The sequence below is a fragment of the Hymenobacter convexus genome (assembly GCF_030580955.1).
GTDB lineage: Bacteria > Bacteroidota > Bacteroidia > Cytophagales > Hymenobacteraceae > Hymenobacter.
Genome location: NZ_JAUQON010000006.1, coordinates 363826 through 386668, shown reverse-complemented (window position 1 = coordinate 386668; position 22843 = coordinate 363826). Strand labels below are relative to the sequence as shown.

Annotated in this window: 16 protein-coding genes; 10 read left to right on the top strand and 6 right to left on the bottom strand. The window is 57.6% G+C overall.

Translation table 11 applies throughout. The annotated features are described in order from the left end of the window. The first annotated feature begins 76 nt into the window (after positions 1-76). The 9 genes from Q4S41_RS15335 to Q4S41_RS15295 all read left to right on the top strand — a co-directional run bounded on the left by Q4S41_RS15335 (position 77) and on the right by Q4S41_RS15295 (position 16460). Positions 77-655 carry a recombinase family protein gene (locus Q4S41_RS15335; RefSeq protein WP_305031998.1) on the top strand — a complete coding sequence of 193 codons (579 nt, stop codon included), beginning with the start codon at positions 77-79 and terminating at the stop codon, positions 653-655. Between the two features lie 294 nt (positions 656-949). Next, positions 950-2191: a tyrosine-type recombinase/integrase gene (locus Q4S41_RS15330; protein ID WP_305031997.1), complete on the top strand. Its 1242-nt coding sequence runs from the start codon at positions 950-952 to the stop codon at positions 2189-2191. Positions 2192-2676: 485 nt separating this feature from the next. Then, positions 2677-3258 carry a hypothetical protein gene (locus tag Q4S41_RS15325; protein WP_305031996.1) on the top strand — a complete coding sequence of 194 codons (582 nt, stop codon included), beginning with the start codon at positions 2677-2679 and terminating at the stop codon, positions 3256-3258. Then, positions 3242-4072 (top strand): hypothetical protein, encoded by an 831-nt coding sequence (locus tag Q4S41_RS15320; RefSeq protein ID WP_305031995.1) that lies wholly within the window; start codon positions 3242-3244, stop codon positions 4070-4072. Before Q4S41_RS15325 ends, Q4S41_RS15320 begins: the two co-directional genes overlap by 17 nt. Before the next feature lie 75 nt (positions 4073-4147). Then, a complete protein-coding gene (locus tag Q4S41_RS15315; RefSeq protein WP_305031994.1) occupies positions 4148-4420 on the top strand; it encodes a hypothetical protein in 273 nt (90 codons plus the stop codon). Positions 4421-5049: 629 nt separating this feature from the next. Beyond that, positions 5050-8634: an RHS repeat domain-containing protein gene (locus Q4S41_RS15310; protein WP_305031993.1), complete on the top strand. Its 3585-nt coding sequence runs from the start codon at positions 5050-5052 to the stop codon at positions 8632-8634. A gap of 39 nt (positions 8635-8673) precedes the next feature. Further along, positions 8674-15201 (top strand): DUF6443 domain-containing protein, encoded by a 6528-nt coding sequence (locus tag Q4S41_RS15305; protein ID WP_305031992.1) that lies wholly within the window; start codon positions 8674-8676, stop codon positions 15199-15201. Further along, a complete protein-coding gene (locus tag Q4S41_RS15300; protein ID WP_305031991.1) occupies positions 15198-15593 on the top strand; it encodes a hypothetical protein in 396 nt (131 codons plus the stop codon). The genes Q4S41_RS15305 and Q4S41_RS15300 overlap by 4 nt, the downstream gene beginning before the upstream one ends. 45 nt (positions 15594-15638) lie before the next feature. Beyond that, entirely contained in the window at positions 15639-16460 is an 822-nt protein-coding gene (locus Q4S41_RS15295) for a hypothetical protein (protein WP_305031990.1), read from the top strand. A gap of 230 nt (positions 16461-16690) precedes the next feature. Here the strand turns inward: Q4S41_RS15295 and Q4S41_RS15290 are convergent, their stop codons facing one another. Then, positions 16691-17344, bottom strand: coding sequence for a hypothetical protein (locus tag Q4S41_RS15290; protein ID WP_305031989.1), 654 nt, complete (start codon positions 17342-17344; stop codon positions 16691-16693). Positions 17345-17580: 236 nt separating this feature from the next. Beyond that, on the bottom strand, positions 17581-18066 hold the full coding sequence (locus Q4S41_RS15285) for a hypothetical protein (RefSeq protein WP_305031988.1): 486 nt from the start codon (positions 18064-18066) through the stop codon (positions 17581-17583). Between the two features lie 215 nt (positions 18067-18281). On the opposite strand from Q4S41_RS15285, the gene Q4S41_RS15280 reads away from it, so the two are divergent. After that, positions 18282-19010 (top strand): hypothetical protein, encoded by a 729-nt coding sequence (locus Q4S41_RS15280; protein ID WP_305031987.1) that lies wholly within the window; start codon positions 18282-18284, stop codon positions 19008-19010. A 275-nt stretch (positions 19011-19285) separates the two neighbouring features. Here Q4S41_RS15280 and Q4S41_RS15275 read toward each other — a convergent pair whose 3' ends face one another. The 4 genes from Q4S41_RS15275 to Q4S41_RS15260 form a co-directional block, all read right to left on the bottom strand. Then, on the bottom strand, positions 19286-20059 hold the full coding sequence (locus Q4S41_RS15275; protein ID WP_305031986.1) for a BRO-N domain-containing protein: 774 nt from the start codon (positions 20057-20059) through the stop codon (positions 19286-19288). 102 nt (positions 20060-20161) lie between these two features. Next, positions 20162-20797 carry a hypothetical protein gene (locus Q4S41_RS15270; RefSeq protein WP_305031985.1) on the bottom strand — a complete coding sequence of 212 codons (636 nt, stop codon included), beginning with the start codon at positions 20795-20797 and terminating at the stop codon, positions 20162-20164. An 88-nt stretch (positions 20798-20885) separates the two neighbouring features. Continuing rightward, complete coding sequence (locus Q4S41_RS15265) at positions 20886-21233, bottom strand: hypothetical protein (protein ID WP_305031984.1); 348 nt, start codon at positions 21231-21233, stop codon at positions 20886-20888. Positions 21234-21746: 513 nt separating this feature from the next. Continuing rightward, complete coding sequence (locus tag Q4S41_RS15260) at positions 21747-22106, bottom strand: hypothetical protein (RefSeq protein WP_305031983.1); 360 nt, start codon at positions 22104-22106, stop codon at positions 21747-21749. Positions 22107-22843 lie beyond the last annotated feature (737 nt).

Below are 22843 nucleotides of genomic sequence, written 5' to 3'. Positions count from 1 at the left end.
CCCCGCTCAAACGGCCTGAAAACGCCGGTTTTCCGGGCCGTTTTTGCACACCTTTTTTTGGAGGGTAAATTGGGGGATGAGAGTAGCCATCTACGCCCGGGTGTCGACGAACGACAAAGGCCAAGACCCCGACAACCAAGTGCACCAGTTGCGCGCCTTCGCCGAGAAGCACGGCACCATCCACAAGGTGTACACCGAGGAGGTCTCGGGCGGCAAGTCCGACCGCGCGCAGTTCAAGCTGCTGCTGCTGGAGGCCTACCAGAAGAAGTTTGACCTGGTCGTGTTCTGGCGGCTGGACCGCTTCAGCCGCGAGGGGGCGCTGCCCACGCTCAAGTACCTGAAGGAGCTGCGCGACCACGGCGTCGATTGTAAATCCTTCACCGAGCCCTACCTCGATAGCCTTGGTCCGTTCGGCGACGTCATCGTCTCGATGCTGGCCACCATCGCGGCCCAGGACCTGATTAAAATTTCGGAAAACACCAAGGCCGCCCTGGCCAAGAAGAAGGCGGCCGGCACAAAGCTGGGCGCACCAACGAAAGCGGCAGCGGTGGTAGAGAATGCCCGGGCCTTGAAAGGGGAGGGGAAGTCGAACGGCTACATCGCCCGGATGCTAGGCATCTCCCCGAGCACCGTGGCCAAGTATGTGGCAGCATAGTTTACGTGTCATTTTTTGGATTGCTATCCGTCAAAGCGGAATCGAACTGACACGGAAACTGACACGGAGATAATAAAAAAGGCCCTCACAGCGATGTGAGGGCCTTTTTGGTGGTCGTGTAAGGACTACAACTCTGTATTCAGTAATATATCAAGGGTAGAAGAAACAGCTTCTAAATGGCTTTAGTGGGGGATTTGCTGAAATATTCTACCCTTTGCCGGCTAATACATCTTGATTAACATTCCCCATTACATTCCCCGATGTATCTTCGTTGCGAACCCCTAATCTTCGCAAATGGCCGTTGTTTCCTTTCACCTACGGGACAAAAATGCAACTGAACCCACGCCCATTTTTATGTCGCTCTACGCCGACTATAAGCAGACGAAGATAAAGACGGGCCTGCGGGTGGAGCCGAAGCAGTGGGACATGGAGGGACAGAAGTGTAAGACGAGGGGCAAAGGGCTGGACAAAAGCAACGGCCAAACGAACGACGACCTGACCGGGATGGCGGAAAGGGCCATCGCCTACTATGGCGCGCAGCGGGCGATGGGGCGCGTACCAAAGGGCGCGGAGATTTGGGAGGCGATTAAGCCGGTGGAAGACGAGGCTGACCCCGTGGTGGATAACGGCCCGCAACCGCTCGCCGACTTTGAGGCATACATTCTCCATGTCACGCCCAAAAGCAGCCCCTCTACCATCAAGGCCAAGCGTACCACCTTGCGCCACCTTACGGACTACATCGAGTCCACCGGGCAGCCGTTCGGGTACACCAATTTCACCCGTGAGTTTAAGGAAAAGTTTGCCGCCTATCTAGCTAATCGCGTGGGACTGGCTGACAACACGCTGGCGAAAGTGCTCACGATATTGAAGGGCTTTCTGTCCTACGCTGCCGAGCACCATCGCACTCCACGTATTGACGTTACTGGGTGGGGGTGGAAGTTCAAGGAGCCGGACATTGTGGCTCTGACAACGGCCGAGTTAGAGTCCATCGAGCAGTTAAGCAATCTGCAACCGTACCTGAGCAATGCCCGCGACCTGTTTCTGCTCATGTGCTACACGGGACTGCGCTACTCAGATGCCGTGCGCTTGAAACCCGAGCACGATAAGAAGGACTATCTGGAGCTTACGGCACAGAAAACGAAGGACGTGCTCACCATCTACATTCGCCGCGCCCTGCGGCCAATCCTGAGCAAGTATTGGAGTGGCGAACTCCGACTCATTAGCAATCAGAAACTCAACAAGTTTATCAAAGAGCTGGGCGAACTGGCGGCCATTGATACCCCTATTGAAATCACCCGGTCCTATGGGCAGACGAGCCAGCCGGTGCAGGAAACTCGTCCTAAGCACGAGCTAATTGGTTGCCATACGGGCCGGCGCACATTCGTCACGCTCTCCATTGACCGTGACGCACCCGCCGATGTGGTGATGCAGGCCACGGGCCACAAGAACCACCGGACCATGCAGCGATATAATAAAACGACCCCGGCCCGGCAGGTAGCAGCTATGCGCAAGGTGCTAGGGGAGGAGGGGGAGTAGCTACCGGATGGCTTTGCCATAAAGGGGGTGCTCGTCGCCGGGCTTTTGAGGGGCTCCGTAGGTCGCACCGGTCTGCGAGTCGATAACAAAACTTCCATCAGGGCTGGCAACATAGCGGCCCGTTTGCGAATGCTCGTGCAAAACATAAAGCAGGGCGCAGCCAAAAAGGACCAGTAGGGCAAGGCGTAGGTTTTGCATGTCACCGTAACGCGTGGTCTTGAGGCCAAGTATAGTAACTTAAACTATATTGCTCCAGTAATGGGGCAAGGCACCCTGATAAAAGAGGTATATTCGGCCTCACTCGTAGCCTGGCATAGCGCGCCACGAGTGAGGCCGGCAGTTCGTTTACGGTAGCCCGGAAGGACATCCACTCTATCTGGGAGGTGAGGGAAACCTATGGGGTTGTGCCAGCGCAATTGGTCGCTTAACATTCACTCAACCTCTACTTTTATCCATCTCTTCTACTTTATGAAAAAAGTGTGTTTATGAAAAAAGTGTGCGAACAAGTATTAGAGGATTTTCCTCGGTATGAACGGTTACTTCTAGGTAGAAAAGGGACTAGAGGAGCAGGGATTTACGTCACGGACCTTAAACCATCCAGCAATCGTTGGAAGGTGTGCCGCACTCGTGTAGAACATGGTACCGAGCGTTCTGAGCCCATTATGTTGCACACAGAAGTAAGTTGCCACGAGGAAAAAAACTTTAAGTTTCTGCTATTTGCACATGATTACATGCCTGTGCCCCTAGTGAATTTTGATTCGCAAGGGGCTACTCACCGCAACGCGCGAAATGTCCCCTTTCCAGCTCAAGCGGTTACTACTCCTCACTTCAATCGCTACGATTCTGGTGGCCATAGATACGCTTATAAAACTGCTCCTCTACAAGACCCAGCAGCCCTAGCTCAATTGGCTATCGTGGGCAATTGCATCATCCATTTTTACGATGAATTCAACATGCACCACGACCCTGCCCAATACCCCTCAGTTTATCTGAGCAATCCCTTGTTGCCAGAGTTGTTTGCGAATCCAGTTAACGATGACCCCCTCGCCGATGTCACCCAGTTTTGAGGAGTTCTACCACGAGGTGGCTCGTGACTATGGCTCCATGTGGGACTTTAAATTCCGGGGGCGTTCTCTGGAAATCATTACTCCCCACTCAACCATTAGTGATAAATTTGTTTCTGTTTTTTTAACGGAACGAGGTCAGGAAATAATTGTATCAGATGGAGGCTACTTGTATCTGGGCGAATACATTGAAAACGAAGATGTACAACAGAACAAGTGTTACAACCAGACTGTAACCCACTTAGAGGATTACTATAAAGTCCAGCGGGTATTAGACCGTCACGAAAAAGTAATTTTTTACTTGAAAACACAGCGGCGCGACTTAGTTAGTTCTTTAGTACACGACATGGCCAGCTTCATCACTGGAGTAGTTAATGCCCAGCAAATAACACTGGAGTCCGACCGTGAGGTGGAAACGCGCCAGCGCTTTGCTAAAAAGGCTGGCTCCTTCTTAATCGATGTGTTTCCAGCACGCATGGTGAAGTTTCATCAGCCTTTAAGAGTTGGGGACCGCATCAATTTCAGTGCGGGCATTTGGCGAGAGTCAAAAGTTAACCTTATACAATTTGTAACGGGTTCCACGCCCTATCATTTTGCCAATAGCATGGCAAAGGCTACCATGAATTTTCTGGCCGTAGGAGGAAGTGCTTTGGCACCCAGTGTAAACCATAAGGTGAGCTTTATAGACACGTCTGCAAGTGGGTACCGGACTAATGGCAATCCTTCATACGCAAGTTTATTAAATGGTGCAAGCGAAGTATTGGCTTGGGAGGAGCGAGCGAGGATAGTAGAGATGGTTGAAGCACCGCTGGAGTAATATTGATGACGGCATGAAAAAGCCCCGCCCTCACCCAGCGGGGCTTTTTCATGCCTGCTCACTACCTTGCCACCCATGACTCTCGACCACTTCAACACCCTGCCCTACGAGCAGCAACTCGCCCTCGTGTATGCCGACGGCAGCTACGTGGCCACGCGCTGGCAGGAGGTGTACGAAGCGGTGCTCCTCTACGAAATGCCGGGCCGCTTCTTCGTGGAACTGACCTACGACACCGAGACGAACGAGGTCCAGTACCTGTTCGCCTTCGAAGCAGGAGGGGAAGATGACCGGCTACCGGACTACGCCATGTTTGTGAAGCTGCCGGACTGGCTGCCGGAGGCGGAGTAATGCGCAGCGCCACAGGGCAGCCCTAGTTCAATCACCAATGGAGGTACTTTAACCGTTTGACGCAACTAACCACATATAGCGCATCACTTTTTGGCAATTCCAAACTGGCTAACGCTAAGCGGGTTATAGTTGCTTCAACTGTAAATTGGCATTAAAGGCCTGTCTATCATAGCTAAAGGAAAGCTATGCCCAACCTTATGCCTCGATATGGTGGGAGTGTATTGAAAATTATACATAATAATTTGTGCCGCTTGTTTGGAATCCACCCACTCGGCATCCTTCATTTGCACAGAGTTCCGCCGTCCCTCCACCGGTGTTCTTGTCTTTCTGTTCCTGCGCTACTTCCACTACCGCAGGAGCTTCCCCGCAGCCTTTAGCTGCTTGTTGGTTCCGCTGCCATCTGTATCTGGATGCCGGAGCCACTCATCGTCGCGGAACTGTGCGCCGGATTCCGGCTCAGTCCCGTTTCTACATTCTATGTGTCAAGAAATTCTGACACCCCCCCTTTTCGTCACTGCGCCGAGCTTTTTGAGCCGCCGATGATAAGCATTCGTTTGCCTCCTTTTCACGAAAGGCAAGGCAACCGTGCGCCCCAAGCAGCAACAGCTACCATTTGCCCTGCCCCCTATATGATTCAACCTGTAGTTCTGCCACGGTTTTTAAAAGTTCTATCCACGTCATGGGACCGTTACGTCTGCCGCTTGCCGTTTGTAAAGGCGCTGTGCGTGACCCTGAGCATCTGGATGCTGATGCCGCCCGATGCCGTAGCGCAGACAACGCCGCCAGCCACCGAACCGTTGCCGGCCTCGTTCCTGCCCCAATCCCCCACCGTAGCCCACCTTCCACGGTTTGACGCGCAGCAGAACGTTGACTTGAAGAGCGGGGCGGCGCAGGCCTCGGTGCCACTGGTCGAAATCAGCAGTGGGCCGTTGAAATTGCCGGTGTCCTTGGCTTATTCCTTTTCGGGCCTGCGGGTCAACCAGCCCGTCGATTTGGTGGGCCTGGGTTGGTCGCTGCAAGCCGGTGGCAGCATCAGCCGCCAAGTCGTTGGAACACTCGACGACGCCGCGGGCAACCGGGGCTACAACTCCGACAGCGTGTTTGCGCACAGCGTTAATGGCAACGCAGCCACCCCTAACAATTGGCATCTAGACTTTTTGCGCAATGCGTACAAAGGGGACGTAGACGTAGCCCCGGACATCTACACGTTTTCGGTGGCCGGGTACACCGGGCGTTTCGTGTTACGCGACACCACCGTGGTCCTGCTACCCGCTCAACCCGTGCAGATACGGGTGCTCTCGGTCAATAATCAGCGTGTATTTCAATTGGCCACCGAGGCAGGGGTGCGGTACCTATTCGGCGCCCAGGAGCACACCATTCCGAATAGCAAAAACTTTGGTAAAATCAGCCAGTACGTCTCGGCCTGGCACCTGACCCGCGTCGTTTCTGCCAATGATGCGGATACCATTCACTTGCACTACGCCCCGTATCCCTACAGTGAGCAAAGCCGTCTCGCCATGACCACCGGCCGGCAGTTCGTCGAATCCCGTTCGAACGACCCTAACGGCGCAACCTCTTGCGCCGGGGGCTTCACGTTTCAGAACGTCCATTCATACGGGTCACGAATAGACGCGCTGGTGTTAACCGGCATCAGTACCCGCAGGTCACGGGTCGTGTTCACACGCGATGCGGCCCATGTCCTGAAGAGGGTGCAACTCTTGGCCACCGCCGCAGGCACGAGCCACGAGGTGCGCTCATTTACTTTAGGGCAAACCGTTTTTGCTGCCAGGCAACTGGCGGCTCTGGCAGGCAACTGGCTTCGCTTGGACCGGGTGCAGGAAGGAAACGGCCCAGTGCAGCTGCCGCCTTACACGTTCGCGTACGACACCACCCACCTGCTACCGGTGCGCGGAAGCACGGGCCAGGACCATTGGGGCTACTACAACGGGGAGGACAACAACGGAAACGGCGGCACCTCGTCGGCGTTCTTGCCGGACGCGCTGAAAGGGCCGCTGGCCGCATCCCAACTGGGAAACATGGCGGCCAACCGGTCGCCGAACGTGGGCTTTGCCATGACCGGTGCCCTGCTGCGCATGGGCTACCCCACCGGCGGTCATACCGACTTTGCGTACGAAGGCAACCGCTACGCCATCGATTACAACTACATCATCCACCAGGGCCGCGAGCTACTCGCAGCATACGACCCGACTCCTCAGGTGCACTTGGATGCGGCACGGCTTCCGAGCAATCGTGCTGTACTGGCCACGTTATCAGGCGATTCGATGCGGTTCACGTTGACCGCTCCCACCGAAGTAAAGTTTACGCTTTTCCGCTCGGGTGCCCAGCCCGACCCATACGACAGAAACTACCTCGCGGACTTTTTGCTGGTGGCGCCCCGGCCCGCTGCGGATTCTATCATCGAAGACCGGGGGATAGATTTCAACGGGAGGGAGGTATTCCTCACCCTGCCCGCCGGCACGTACGTGGCCTGGGCCCTGTGCGACAGAGGCGAAACCAATGTGTCAGTAGTCGTCGAATTCCCGCAGCGAGTGTTTCGGTACGATGCGCCAGGGCCCGGGGTGCGGGTGCGTCAGACCACGACTTCAGCGGCGGGGGCGCCTTCCCTGATTCGCCGCTACGAGTACACCCTCACCGACGCCAATGGAACCCATTCGTCCGGCAAGACCCTGCTCCCTATATTAGAGGACGGCACACCTGGTTACCCTTTTCATCGTGTTGAAAATCAGAGAGTTGGTGGTGGAATTATAGATAGGTGCTGGTATAATGACATTTCCTCCAATTATACCGAATTTGGTCTTGAATACAGCAAGCAAACGTTCTTCTACGAGCAGGTGCTGGAGCGCACCGGGCCTGTCGGGCAAGACCAGGGAACGACCCGCAGCCGGTTCCAGCTTCAGCCGGATAACCTCAACGACGTAGTACTGAGCGAACAAGCCGTTTACCGGCAGGGAGCTACTGCTCCGGCCCAACTCGCGCAGCGCGAGCGTTACCATTACGGCGTTTACGAACCCGGCGTGCATTTGTCCGCCCTCCAGGTCTGGCAGGTTTTGTCCATTTCTCTTAATGGCGGCGGGTGTTTTGTGCGTTGCGAGGACTACGAAACGCAGGCCTTCCGCCTAAGCACGCGCTTTGCGGCACCGGACACGACCGTGTTGGTGCGCTACGGTTTGCGCGGCGACTCGGTGGTCACCGTCACCGCCACCGAGTACCGCGACCAGCGGCCGGTGCGCATGGCGGCACGCAGCAACGGCCGGTGGAACATCACAGCCCTAAAGCGGCTGCGAGAGTACGACCCGACCTTACCGGGGATGACGTCCTTGCTGCGCCACAACTTCAACCCCGTGCTGGAAACCCAAACGTGGCAGCGAGCCCTCAATGGAGCAGACTCGGTGCTGACGGGTGGCCAGACGACCCTGTACGACCCCCGATGGCGGGCACCGGCCAGCACATGGCGCCTGGACTTGGCCCGCCCGGTGACCGGAGCCAACAACGAATTGCGTACCGCCGCCGGACGCTACGCCGCTTGGCTAAGCGATACGCGCTACCGCCTGGTTGCCCGCGAGGGATACGACCCCGCCACGGGGGACCCGGTTGAGCAACGCCGCGCCCACGGGCCGGCCACGGCCTACGTCTGGGGCTACGCCGGCACCGAAACCGTGGCCGTGGTGGAGAACGCGACCGCCGCGCAGGTGGCCTACGCTGGCTTTGAAGCGGGGGAACTGGGGCGGTGGCAGGGGGACGCGGCCCAGCTCAGCACCCCAGGCTATACTGGGCAGGTGGGGTATGTGCTGACCGCACTGGGCTTGCAATGCGACGGCTTATCCAGCGGCACCTACCGCGTGACGTGCTGGCAACCGGCCGGGGGCGCCCCGCTGACGGCCAATGGGGTAGCCTTGCAGCCCACCGGCCCAGCCGTGCGCGGCTGGACCCCGCTGGGTGCTTCGGTGGCGGTCGGGGCTGCGGGCACGGTCACCCTGGCCGGTACGGGCCGGGTGGACGAACTGCGCTTGTGCCCCGCGGACGCTCGCATGACCACGTACACCCATATCCCGCTCGTGGGCGTCGCGTCGCAAACCGACCCCAGCGGCCGGACCACCACCTACGAGTACGATGTCTTGGGCCGCTTGGTGCGCACCAGTGACGAGCAAGGGCGCATCCTCTCCCAGCAACAGTACCACTTCGCGCAGCACTAAGCGCCGCCCATTCCCTCCCGTCCTTTCTTGCCGCTTTCTATGATTGCTTTCTACACCGTTCGTGGCGTGGTGCGCCGTGCCTTTTTTCTCGCATGTGCTTGCCTAGCGGCCGTGGGGAGCGCGCGCGCCCAGAGCGTGCCCCCGGGCGAGGGGCTGGTCGCTGACTCCACTGAACTGCGCGTGTTGCGCGAGTTGTACGCGGCCACCGGCGGCCCGAACTGGACCCACCGCGACCAGTGGCTGACGGGAACCACCCTGGCCAATGTTGCGACTTGGTACGGCGTGCAGACGGACGGCGGGGACGTGGTGGGTTTGACGTTGGAAGAGAACGGGCTGAACGGCGCCTTGCCTCCGGCGCTGGGCCGCCTGGCGGGGCTGCGCAACTTGAACCTGTACCACAACGCCCTGCACGGGGCCGTGCCGGTCACCATTGGCCAGTTGCGCCACCTCGGGGACTTGGTGCTGGCGTCCAACCAATTCACGGGTTCACTACCGACTGAAGTGGGGCGATGCACCGAATTAAGGGTGCTCAACCTGTCGGAGAACCACTTCTCCGGGCCGCTGCCCGACTCGCTGGGCCGCTGCACCCGCCTGCTTTTGCTCTACCTGGGCAGCAACGGCTTTACCGGCCAGTTGCCAGTCAGCTTGGGCAACTTGCGCAGCTTGCAACAGTTCTACGCCCCCGACAACGCGCTGGAAGGGCCGCTGCCCGCGAGTTTGAGCAACCTGCGGTCCATGTGGGTGCTGCATCTGAACAGCAACCGCCTCAGCGGGGCCGTCCCCCCGGAATGGGGCCGGCTCCACCTCGGGCAGCTATTCCTCGGCAACAACCGCTTGAGCGGGTCGTTGCCCGACAGCCTGGGCCGACTAGGAAGTATTGATGTCCTGGAACTAAACAACAACCGCTTCACGGGGACCGTGCCGGCATCGTACAAGCGCCTGCACCCCTCCCGCCTGTCGCTGGCCTACAACGACCTGTCGGGCCCACTCCCCGACTCGCTCGATGCTGCGTTTCTTTGGTTGGACCACAACCGCTTCACCGGCGCCGTGCCGGCCAGTTTTGTGACGAGTTCGCGCCAGTTCCAGCTCAAGCTCGACAATAATGAGCTCACCCAACTCCCCGACTTTCACGCCTCGCGTTCTTGGCCTAACCAGCAGGTTACCATTACGGGCAACTACTTTGAGTTCGACTCCTACGAGCGCAACCTGCGTGCGCCCGGCGTGTACCAGTTCTTTTACGACTATGGCCAGCGCACCCGAGAGCCCGCCGATACCACGCTGAAAATTGCGGGCGAAATGGCCAATCTGTCCGGGGCCATCGGCGGGGCGCACAACCACTACCAGTGGCAGCGGCTGGTGGGCAACCAGTGGGCCGACATGCCCGGCGACACGCTGGCCACGCGCCATTTTGCCGCCACCACACCCGCTGATGCCGGTTCCTACCGCACGCGCGTAACCAATCGCTGGGTGGTGGCCATCACCCTGTACTCGCGTACCCAGTACCTGGATGTGCTGCCGTATCTGGCCCGTGACCGTAACTTGCCTGTCGATGCCAACCGGGCCGATTCGCTCCGACGGCCGCTTACGGCCGTTGACACACTCGCGGCTCCCGTGGCCGACATGAATTTTGTGCGCACTTGGACCCCACGCGTGGCGCTCACGGATGCCGGCCACGCTGACCGGGGGACGCTGTTGCGCGAACAATGGGACAACGTGGGCGGCGTAGCCGGCGTGGCGGACGTGCCCGTGAACAGCGCCCCGACAAGCCAGAGCTTCGTGTCCTCGTTCGAAGGCCCCGTTGACCTGGCCAACAATTACGGGTCCCGCCTGCGCGGATACCTTTTCCCGCCCCAGACCGGCAATTACACGCTGTGGCTGGCCGCCGACGACGTGGCCGAACTCTGGCTAAGCACCGACGCGGACCCGGCCCACCGGGTGCGCATTGCTTACGTGCAGGTTTGGACCGCGTCGCGCGAGTGGAATAAGTACCCGGAGCAACACTCCGTACCAGTGATGTTGGAAGCTGGGCGCCGCTACTACGTGGAGGTACTCCATCGGGAATTCGGCGGTGGCGACAATCTGGCCGTGGCGTGGCAGCGGCCCGACGGCACGTTTGAGGGCCCTATTGCAGGCCAATACCTGGCCCCGCCCGGCACCGCTCCGGGGAACGTAGCCGAGGCCCCGGATTGGACCGTAGACGAGGCGCAGCGCTCGACCACATACCTAGACGGGCTGGGCCGCCCCGTGCAAACGGTGCTACACCAAGCCTCGCCTGCGCGCCGCGACCTAGTGCAGCCTCAAGCATACGACGCCCTTGGCCGGGAGATAAAACAGTTCCTACCCTACGCGGACACGGCGCACACCACGGCACAAGGTTACCACTACCGCGCCCTGAACGACCAGCAATGGTTCTATCGCCGGACCACTCCACCCAATGGAGGCTTGGGCCCTTTGGCATCAGATGACCCCACCGTGGGCGTGGCACGCACAGGGGCTGCCTTTGCTGAGACGCACTTCGAAGCCTCGCCGCTGAACCGGGTGGCAGCTCAAGGCGCGGCTGGCGAACCGTGGCAGCTCACGGCAGGCCACGTAGTGGAGCGTACCGAGCGGCCCAACACCGAAGCTGACTCGGTGCTACGCTTCCAGCCCGGCTACGACCCGGCTGTGGTAGACCCCGGTTATCAGGGCTTCTACGCGCCCGGTGAATTATGGGGCACAGACGTAGCCGACGCCCACGGACCCAATGAGCCCGGCGCCCACGGCTACCGCACGGTGGAGTGGAAAGACAAGGAAGGCCGGGTGGTGCTGCGCCAAGTAGAAGCGGCCCGTACCGGCACGGTCAGCGGCAATAACATACACAGCCGCTGGCTGCGCACGGCCTACGCCTACGACGACTTTGGCTACTTGCGCTACGTAGTGCAGCCCGAAGGCACGAAGCGGCTGCTGCCCCTGGGCGACACCGTGGCCGCGCTGCCTTCGGCCGCAGCCCCGTACCTGTTCCACTACCGCTACGACGGGCGCGGCCGACAAATCGCCAAGCAGGTGCCGGGCACCGACGGTGAAACCGTGGTGGTGTTCGACCAACTGGACCGGCCGGTGCTGAGCCAAGACGCGGCGCAACGCCTGCGCCAAGAATGGAGCTGGACCAAATACGACGCACTGGGCCGGGTGATTCTTTCGGGGGTAGTCCAGCGCCCCGATGGTGCGGGGCGGGAAACGTTGCAGGCCCTGGCGGCGGCCGACACCCTCGCCATAAACCAGTACGAGCAACGCACGGCGGATAGCACCACGTTCCGGCACTTCTATACGACCAATCACTCCTTCCCACGTCTGGGACAAAACGGCTTTACCAACGGGTACTTGCTGAGCGCAACGTACTACGACGACTACAATTTTAACAACGACGCGGCTGGCACGGCTGACGCCAGCTACAATACCAGCACCGATGCCCAGTTTCCCAACGGGGCCGCGCCGGTGGCCGATGCCTTGCGTACCACGGGCCTGGCCACGCGCACAAAAACGCGGGTGTTGGGCGTGGAGGCAAGCGACCAAGACCAAGCCGATTGGCTTACCACCACGACCTTCTACGACGAGCGCGCCCGGCCCGTGCAGGTGCAGACGACCAACGCGCGCAAAAACCGGCTCACGGGCAATCCATTTACGGACCTGCTCACCACCCAACTCGACTTCACGGGCAAGGTGGTGCAGAGCGTAGCCGTGCACGCAGGGCCCTCGCATACCCCGATGACGGTGGCCGAGTTCTTCACCTACGACCACACCGGCCGCCTGCTCACCACGCGCCAGCAACTGCCGGGCGAAGCGCAGCCGATGCAGATTGCCAGCGTGCAGTACAACGAAATCGGACAGGCCGTGCAGAAGACGATGGGCACGGGCCGGCTGGCCCAGACGGTGAAGTACGAATACAACATCCGCGGCTGGCTCACCCAGCTCAACAACCCGTACTACCCCGAGGCCCAGAACCTGTTCAACCTGAGTTTGCACTACGACCGGGGCTTCACCACGGGCTACGAGCAGTACAACGGCAACCTGACGGGCCAGACCTGGCGGGGCCGCGACGGCGTGCACCGGGCCTACGGCTACGTGTACGACCCGCTCAACCGCCTGCTGCAAGGCGACTTCGTGGCCCGGGCGGGCACCGGGGGGCTGACCAACACCACGGGGGCGTGGACGGGCGAGTTCGATAACTACCGCCTTTCCTTTGCCAGCTACGACGACAACGGCAACCTGCTGACCCTGCGCCGCCGGGGCCTGCTGGCCAACGCCACCCATGCCACGACGAAGCAATTCGGGCCGGTGGACAACCTGCTTTACGCCTATGTCGGCAACCATCTGCAAGCTGTGAACGACAACGTGACAGGCAACCAACTGCCCCGTCCGCGCGGCTATGAGGGGGCACCTACCTCGCTGGCGGGCGACTTTCAGGAGGGCGGCACACACCTGGTCCAAGAGTACCTCTACGACGCCAACGGCAACCTGACGCAGGACCGCAACAAGGGCATCACAGGCATCGCCTACAACCACCTGAACCTGCCCCGGCAGATTCATTTCGGCATCGGGGGCGATAGTATTGTATTCCGCTACACGGCCGCCGGACAGAAGGTGGCCAAGCTGGTCTACCAAAGCGGCAAGCCGACGTTGCGCACCGACTACCTGGGCCCCTACCAATACGAGCAGGACTCGTTGCGCTTCTTCCCCCACGCCGAGGGCCGGGTGCTACGCTTTGCGCAACGCGACGCGGCCCGGCAGTGGCATGTGCGCTACGAGCGCGAGTTCACTTTTAAAGACCACCTGGGCAACATGCGCATGGCTTACCGCTCTGGTCATGTCCGTACGCTGGACGCCACGCTTGAACAAGACTCCACCATACACAGGCGCGAAAGCCAGCAGTTTGATTCGCTAAGCGTGAGTTCGCCCGTAGCCCAAAACGTGAGCAATGTAGGGGGGCGCAACATGGCCCGCACCGGCAGCTACGTGGCCCTACTCAACGCCGCACCTCATGCCGTGCCCGCTACCCCCGGCGCGCAGGTGGGCCCGACTCCGCTAGGGCCGCTCACCCAGTTTGCCGTGCAGAAGGGCGACACGGTGCGCGCCACGGCCTTCGGTCTCTACCCGCAAGCCACGAGCAGCAACTCTGCCTTCTCGCTGGTCGGCTTCATTGCCTCTCTGTTGCAACCCGCCCCCGCAACGGGCGTCCCAGCGGGGCCCGATGGCTCACGGCGCGGAGCTTTGCCCTTATTGCAGGTAGGGCTGAACGCGGCTCCATTGGCTATGGCGCTGACGCAATTGCCGGGTGGGGTACCTAAAGGGTACTTGCGTATGCTGGTGTTCAACGAGGATTCGGTGCTTGTGGGGTCGCCCATTACCGTCCAGCTACAAAGCACGGCACTTAATAATTACGATTCGCTTAACATCCGGCCATTCATCATCCAGCAGAACGGCTACGTGAGCGTGTACGTGGGCAACGAGAGCGCCGCCGATGTGTACTTCGACGACGTGACCATCGAGCACCGCCAGGGCCTGCAAGTGCAGGAAAACCAGTACGACCCCTTCGGCCTGGACCTGGCCGGGGCCAACTACGCCTCGCCGGGCATCAAGTCGTTGAGCCAGTACAAGTTCAACGGCAAGGAGTTCCAGGCCGACCTGGGACTGAACTGGAACCACCAAGACTGGCGCTTCTTCGACTACCAGATTGGCCAGTGGCATGCCGTAGACCCAGAAATTGAAAACGGACAGGAATCTTGGACACCTTATTCCTTTGGTTACGACAATGCTGTGCGCTATGCGGATGCTAATGGACGCTGCCCTGGCGGCTGCCCGCCTCCTGACCCTGCTGTGGTCGGCACCATTAGTCAACATCAGCCTAATAGGGCAGAAAAATTGTCCACCGCTATTGACGTAGTGAGTACCCTCCCGGGTGGAGAAGGGATAGGATTGGCCGCTCGGGTACTCTATAATGTCGCCAATGACGCTCACGTTTATGCTACTGGTTTTTTTGATAGAGGAAATGCTACTACTTTGGAAGGGCATACCGTTAATCGCAATGAATACCAACAGGCTGGCTTTAGTACTCTTACAACGTTGGGTAATCTTGCTATGGGGGGAGCGGCTTCAGGCGCTGCTCGCGAGGCTGCTTCTTTAGCTCCTGCTGCGGCTAGTGAGCCCACCGCCGCACAACAAGCTGCTGGTTGGCAAGGAAAAGGCAATTATCCGGGGGTAGACAAATGGCGTGATGTGACCCTTAAGCCGGGTACAGTAGTCCACGCAGGGGAGCCTGGTGGTGGCAATTTTGCCACTACTAGCAGAGGACTACAAAGGGCTGGGGGTAGTGCTTCAAAATTTTCCCAGGGCCTACAAGTGGGCCCGCACCCTGTTCACGGCTACCGTCCTACAACCGCTGCTTATACGATAACCAGCGAAACTCCTGCCGCAATGGGCACGACTTATGCAAATCCTCAACATGGTGTAGGAGGATTACCTCAACTTTACATCCCAAACTTGCAGCAAGTTGCACAAAAAGGCGCTGTTACTCCATTTGTGACCCCATGACAATCAACATCTTTAAGGGTGAGTTTATCATCTACAACGAAAAATTTGACGCATCAACGTCCCAAGACTCGTTAATCAAAATCAAGCAAAAAGGCAAACTGACTTTGGTTGTTGATAATGAAAATTGGAAAACATTCTCATTTGTGCCAGTTGATAATCAGCCAGATATGAACTTGGCTTGTAACTACGTTTTTCATAATCAATTTCTAAAAAACATAAACGTGTCCAGTAGATATGCTGACCCTGACTACAGCTTGCTCAAGCGCGCATTCATACACTTAACTGGACTTAATAGTCTTCAAGAGCGCATCACGCACAATGGGATGGTAGTTGAGTACTTCACCGATTTTAAAAGTTCATACGATTATATATGCATTTCTTTTAGCGAATAAGCAATAATACACGCGAACAGCTTTCTGCTTCTACCTATCATGCACATGAGTGCTTCCTTTTCAGCCGCTGCCGGTCCCCAGGCGTTGAGCTACCTCTACCAAGCCCAGTATGCGCTCTACGCCCTGCTCACGGCCTATGGCGAAGAGTCCGCCCTCATCCTGGAAGGGCTGGACGACGTGGAGATGCAAAGCGCGACGGCGACCGAACTCCAGCAGCTCAAGCACCACCTGAGCACCAAACGGCAGGCGGTCTTGTCGAATCGCAGCACCGACTGGTGGAAGACGCTTCGGGTCTGGGGCGACTTGTTGCAGAAGCAGCAGTGGGACCCCCTGCGCACCCGGCTGGCCCTCATCACGACGGCCACCGCCGCCCCGGGCTCCATCCCCAGCCTGTTGCGGGACGATGCCGCCCGCGTGAGCGCAGGTATGCGTGTCGTTGCGATTAGTTTAAAACAAAAGCCCCTCCACGGAACAAACCGGGAGGGGCTTTGCGCGTGGCCGATTACCGAATGCTGGACAACACTTCGAGCGGCTACAACGCAGCCGGAGGCGGTAAAAGTGTCGCGGCCCTGTGCGCCCCAGTCTAATGCTGATTGGGGCGCAGTCGGTGGTTTAGTTCAGGCAGGCGTTGTCAGCCCAACGGCCGGCGAGTTCCCAAGCCATTTCCGTGTTCACGGCTACGACCTCGTAGGCGCTGCATGCATCGACCTCGGGCAAGGCTTGGCCGGTGCGGCTGCCCACGTAGTACGTGCCGTTGTGGCGGGCGTATTCGATGAGCGGGAACACCTCGCTGCCTTTGCCCTCTTGCCCTTGCCGTCATCGTTGCCCGCACCCTACCTACCAGTGCCCCGCCCGTTGCCCTGCTGACGGGTGGCAGGCTGAGCCAATAGAAAGAAGCTGTTTATTCGCCGACACCCCCACCGGCAAGCGTTTGGAGGGGACCGGGTTTGGGGATTCGGATTGCCCGTGAACCGTGGCCTTCTGTCGGCAGCCCCCTTGGTCAAACATCATGGGCACAGCACAATTTTCGGCCCCATTGGGCACAAAAAACCCGGCCTTTATTACTGGCCGGGCTTCGTGCAGAAAACAGGAGGGAATTAACGGCTGGCGTAGGAACCGCGAATTGTGCGCGGGGTCGGAGCGGTGGGTACGGGTGGGGTGGGGTTGCGAATCAGGCGCACAGGAACACCGGGGGCGGCCATGACTTCCTCGGCCGGCAATTCGGCGGCGCGTTGGGCAAGCATGGCGGGGTTGACTACTTGGCCGGGCTGCTCACTGGCGGCAAAATTGCCTGACCGGATGAGGCGGGCCGTAGTGGGGGCGCGGAGGGCGTTCACGGCCGCGTCAGGGAAAGCGTAAACGCCGGGGTTGGCCGCGCCGCGCTCCATGAGCTGCTGCTTGGCTTGGTCGAACACGGCCTGCTCGTAGGCGGCGGGCGTGGGAGCCTGGGGCAAGCGGTTGGCGGCACGATAGGCTTCGAGGACGGCCGCCTTCTGCGGGCCTTTCATCATCTGCTGCACCTCGCCGTAGGTGATGCTTTTGGTCGGTTCGAGCGGGTGGGGAATGGTTAGGGCCTCGCGGTAGAAGCCCTGCGCGCCGGGGTCATTCGGGTCTATCGCAGACAAGAACTCCGCCGTCTTGTTGCTGCCCTTGCCGTGAAGCTGGGGCGTGGTGGCGCCGTCATAGGAGCCGGTTGTGGTGGGCGTCGTAGCGCCGCGAATGGTGCGGCCAGATTGTTTGTTTTCGGGCATTCAGGCAGAGGCGGTGTTGCTTCTCCAAGATACTACATCTGGAGGGAAGAATTGCCATAAAAAACCATGGCCCGACTTGTCAAGGGTCGGACCATCGCGTTATCAATTTCCACATATGGAACGGTATTTGCAACTCCTAAAAGGGCGGCCGTGGCCGGCGTAGCTAGGTATGGTGCTTGCAGCGTAGGAGCTAGGCCATCATTGCTGACAAAGCTCACGTTGACTGTTAACACTACCTAAGAGACTTTAGCTGTAAGTTCTTTTACAATGTGCTCTAATTGGGTAACTAGCTGCCCTAATCGCTGAATCTCTTTTTCGTTTGACTGATATTTATCTGATTCATTTGGCATGCTGGTGCGGGACCACTTGGCAACTTGTGCTTGGGCACCTAGTTTCACCAGCATTCCGTACTCAGGCTCACGGAGCATTTCGCTGATGCCTTTTACATCTAATTCAGGATATATCTCCTCGATGTAAAAAGCCATCAAGCAAAGCTCTGCTAGGTGGTTATTCTCAGCCATATAGTCCTCATTCATATTATTTATCCATGTGGGATTGACTATTGTTCCCTTGTCGTCCCAATGCCATATCATTGCCTCTAAACCAGAATAAAAAGTGGCGACTCTACTACCTTTTTTAAGGCGCACATACACACGATGATATTCAACGTCATCTTCTTTTTTGTGCAAGTAGGGTGTTGCTGTAAGCTTAGGTGCTTTCATGCTAGTGCGTTTGGATTTGGTGTGGGCCAAAGGTATCGCACACTTTCTAATGTGTTTTAACTATTTTGGAGTTAACTTGTTGATAGTTACTAAATTGTTAGAAGAAATTGCTACATTCTTGTAACATGCTAAGTGTGATTACAAATGCAATGAGATTGACAGAATTCAATGTTTGACCATCGGCCGTGTAGAGGTTTTGCGTGGTATCTTGTAGAATGAACTTAGCGACTTACTCGCCCCCCGAAAATCACCCTGCGCTGGTCGAGGCCACGCGCAAAGCATTGCGATTTTACCCTGGACTATGCACCGACGAGCACCCGTTAGAAGTGGTAGCGGAGGCCATTAGCCGGACCCTCTCAATGGGTGACCCTGGCATGGTGGTGTTTAGCTGGGGCCGGGCATTGGCGGCGGATATTTTTGCCAACATAAAGGGGATGGACGACGACGAGCGAGTGGTGAAGTTGTACGCGGCCATCGGGGCGTGTGCCTCTATTCGTGACAACGAAGGCCAGCAGGATTCGATTGATTTCTATACAGCCGAAATGCCGCCCGTTGCGCCGGAGCCGGAGCATTCACCGCCTCCAACCCCTGATGAACTGCATTTGCGCGAGCTATTGCAGAACGTGTATATGCAACATGGCTACGAGCTGCCCGAGGGCATATTTGGCCCCACCTACGAAGGCTGGGAGCACCGATTCAGCCAGCCCATTAAGTTCGACGCAGAAGCCAGTTGCCTCTCCTTGGGAATGGGTGGGTGGACAGTGATGGCTTTCGGCCGGGAATACAGTAAGCACATTTTGGCGGCGATGGAGCAAGCCGGATTCTTTGAGTTATGCAGTCCGTTGCGGGCCGCCATAAAGTCGGGCGTCAGCCCGTTCGACGCGCTAGGCTACCTCCCGCCTGACGCGCCGCAGCTCAATAAATGGCTTAACTCCGCTACGTGAGGAATACCAAAGTAAAGCCCCGCATCCTCATTGGCGCAGGGCTTTCCTCTACTCGTCGTCTTTGTCCTCGGCGGGCTCGTCCTTGCCCTTTAGCGACATGAGGTCTGCAAAAAACACCAAGTTCTACGTGCAAGGCCAGGAGTTGGGTCTTGCTTCTTGGACGAGGAACAGGCCCCGAGGAAGACCAAGGGAAGGCATTAGAGAGCTTTTATATTGACTATGCTTGACTATCAATTAGTTACAGACCTGGGGCCCGTTATATCGTAGGGCAGGTTTTACCTTTCCAACAGTTTGGGTAGGTAATCTAACGCGGCCCTGTCGCGGTCTAGGAAATACTTAGGTGCGCTATTAGGCAGCCAATGATTATCAATGTACTGAATGAATAGTGGCAATAATTCATTGGGGTACTGACGGGCCTGCACTTCGCTGCCGTTGGGAAAGCGGTGCGAGTACCTGGTATAGTTGTCGGCCACGGATGGGTGATGCGCGGTTAAGAATGCCGAGAACCCCCGGCCCACACTCACGTCAGGGCGAATTTCGGCGCCCGTTGCAAATGCCTTATCGGGGATGCGATACCCTATTTGCTCAAAACGACCATAAAGGCGGATGAACAGTTCGCTGATAACTGAAAAGTGGCCTCGTGAGGTGCGGTCCCAGTTATCGTTGTAACGAGTGACAAATATGGGGAGGGGGCTCCTAGGCACCCCAAAAGCACCCGTTTTGCGAATAGTGGGCAGCACTACATTGGTAATCCACTTGCGAAATTTCTTGGCGCTCGGCTTGTTACTGCGAAAAATGAGCGTGTATAAACCACTTTCATTCACAATGTTAACATTTCTGACCTGGCCTGATGTCGGTAAAGCCGACACTAGCTTTTCGTCATCATCAAGCGACGCAACAGCATCTCGCGGATTTTTGATGTCCAGAAGCGCGCATATCTCGTTCGCAACAAACCACGGTTCGCCATCAATATCTATCGTGGTCAACTCGCTTAAGGGTTGTTCCTCTTCCTTGTCTTCGTATTTGAATATCGCAAGCTGCATCGACATGGTTACTGAGTTTAGTGAGCGACTAATGTAGTTCCTTATTTAGTTTATGCGATAAATAAAAAGGCCACCAAATATGGCGGCCTTTTGTGTGGTTGAGTCTTGTTACTCGTCGGCTTCGGTTTCGCTATCAGAATCCCGGCCTTTCAAAGACATAAAGTCAGCGACGCTCATTCTAGGGGGAGCAGTCCACAATTCATTATCTGGGTCATCTGGGTAATAAGAACTCCACTTCTTGTCCTTGTCGCCCAGCGGGTGCGGGGTCAGGGTTTCGGGCCGGGCGCCCACGCGCCACCGCGCCGGGGCTTGGTAGCGGTTGTAGTAGGGCTCGTGGATGTTGAGCCGGCCGACGCCGGGGATGTAGGGCTTGCTGAGTTCAAGGTCGATGTTCGAGCCGAATAGTATGTAGTTGTAGTCGCAGCGGTATTGCTCGAACAGGCGCTTGATGTTGACCGGGGACACGCCCCGCATCCCGGCCCGAATCGCCGACACCGCGCCGTTTTCCAGGCCGCAGTCCCGCTCTAGGATGATGCGCTTCTCCACGCGGCCGTCGCGCTCCATGCGCTCGACCTCCCGCACGAAGCGGTAGTCGATTTCCCACTGACTGACCTTGTCGCGCTGCCGCTGGTTGAGCGGCAGTAGGCGGCGCTGCCGTTTGCCGTCGGCATCCCGGACGAATACAGGGAATTTATTCTCGCGTTTTGCGGGCTTCTCCGGTTGGTTGATGAGTACTTTGGGCATGGCTTTCTGCGATTGATTGCCGGGCGAAAGTATAGGACGGGGGCGAATTTGTAACAGGATTGCAGAGAAATATTTCTGCAATACCGGGTTAGGCTCGACGGAGGGCTTGCGTTACCTCGCGGAGCTGGCGGGCGAAGGTGTGCCCCACGCCAAGGCCGGTCAGGGTCAGGCGCAGCCACGGCCCACGGGTGCGAACCACCAGCCCAGCCTTAATCAGTTCCGCAATATTGGCGCGGAGCAGGGTCTTGCTGGCGGTCTTTGCTGTCTGTAGTTGGCCGGAACTGGTGAAAACGCCGCATGATTCGCGGTAAATGATAGCATTTGCGACCCTTATTGCCCCAGTGGACACATTGAATTTGGCGGCTGTCTGACGCAAGGCCTTTGGGGCGGCAAAAGATATAAGTAGTTCGTAATCAGCAGGTGTTTCTTTGGGCATGGGGTCGAAACGCCTACAAACTAGGCGCGGCAGAAAGGTGTAGGTACATGGATTATTTCTAGTAGTCGTTCACACCTACACCCATTATTTCAAAAATCCAGCGCAATCGGCGCAAAATTGCGCTCATTAACGGGTGGTTGACTTGTGGTTAGGTGCTGGTTGACTTGGTGGTTGGGCTGGGGCGAAATCGGCGCGTAAATAGCTGGATATATTGGGGTTGCGGCCGGTTTTGGGTGGTTGATTTGATGGTTAAGTACTGGTTGATTCGTGGTTGGGCTTGTGTGGTTAGCTATGCGAGCCTTGTCACGGTGATAACCCTACCCGTTAGAAACCCTTTCTACCCTCGGGTTGGAAACCGTGTCTAAGTGGGGTTTTGTAAGGTCGGTTACAGTTTGGTTACCCGAATTTGTAAGGGTACTTACTCCACAGGTAAGCACCCTTACTTTCGTTGACGTTTCGTTGGCCTTTTTCTCAACGTCCGTTGGATTTGGCCTAGCAACAGTCTAGCAAATGCTAAGCAAATGCCACGGTTCCGAACATTCGGCCCATCCCGAGGCGTTCGGTCAGGTTGTCCATGTCCTCGCACTCGGCCAGTTCCATGCGGGCGTCGATGAGGCGCTGTGCTTTGGTAATGGCCCGCCGCAGACCGGCGTTACCCTTCACCTTCATGCCCATCAACACGTCCTCGTCACAGGTTAGAAACACGGATACCGCCTGACTGTACTCTGCCGACGGGTAGGCGCACAGCCAGTGGTCGCCCACTTGCGTTACGTAGCAATCGAATACAATTGACCATTGCAGTCCCGCGCCGGCATAGTCGATGGATTGATGAATGAGCTGGCAATCGGGGGCGGCGGTTTGGTAAAGGTTCATAACGTGCTGGTTGGAGTGGGGAATGGGGTAGAAACAGGATAAGACAAAAGCAATTGCTTCCGCTGGGAAAGCAATTGCTTTTATTCTGAAAGCTATGGCTTTCCAGACAGTGGGGTTGGTTGTGCTGGCCGGGTTATACAATCCGCCGCATTAAGCCAGTTATGGTTTAACGAACCATACGCCATCAATTACACGACTAGTAAGCATGCCATTATTAATCCAACGGTACACCTGTTGGCGACTCATGTTATTCGCCTTGGCATATGAGGAAGCGCGGAGAAGGCCGGCTGGAATTGCGTTGGTTGCCATGATGTGTGGAAGGAGCGTGAGTGATAGGCTTCTCGTTGTTGTTGCGTCTAAATGATAGGCTAAGATACAACATTATCAACGATTTACAAAGTTTACAACAAATAAATCTGGCGAAACATTCTTGCACCGCGAGATTTTTAAGCTCGACTGTCAGTTCCGGCGCCGTAACCAACGGTTACCCCTTAACCAACGGTTACCCCGTGGAGCGTAGTGGGGAGGGGGTGGAGCGTAGTGCGGCACCCCTGCCACTCGGGACAGGGTGTCCATACCCTTGGGACAGGGTGTCCATAGTGGTCGAGTCGGGACACCCGGTCCTACCCCGTGGGACACCCTGTCCTACCCCCCCCCCCCCCTAGCACACCCTGCCCGACCCGCTGGGGTTACGCACCCCTTCTAACCCCCCTTACGCACCCCGCTTAACCCCCCTT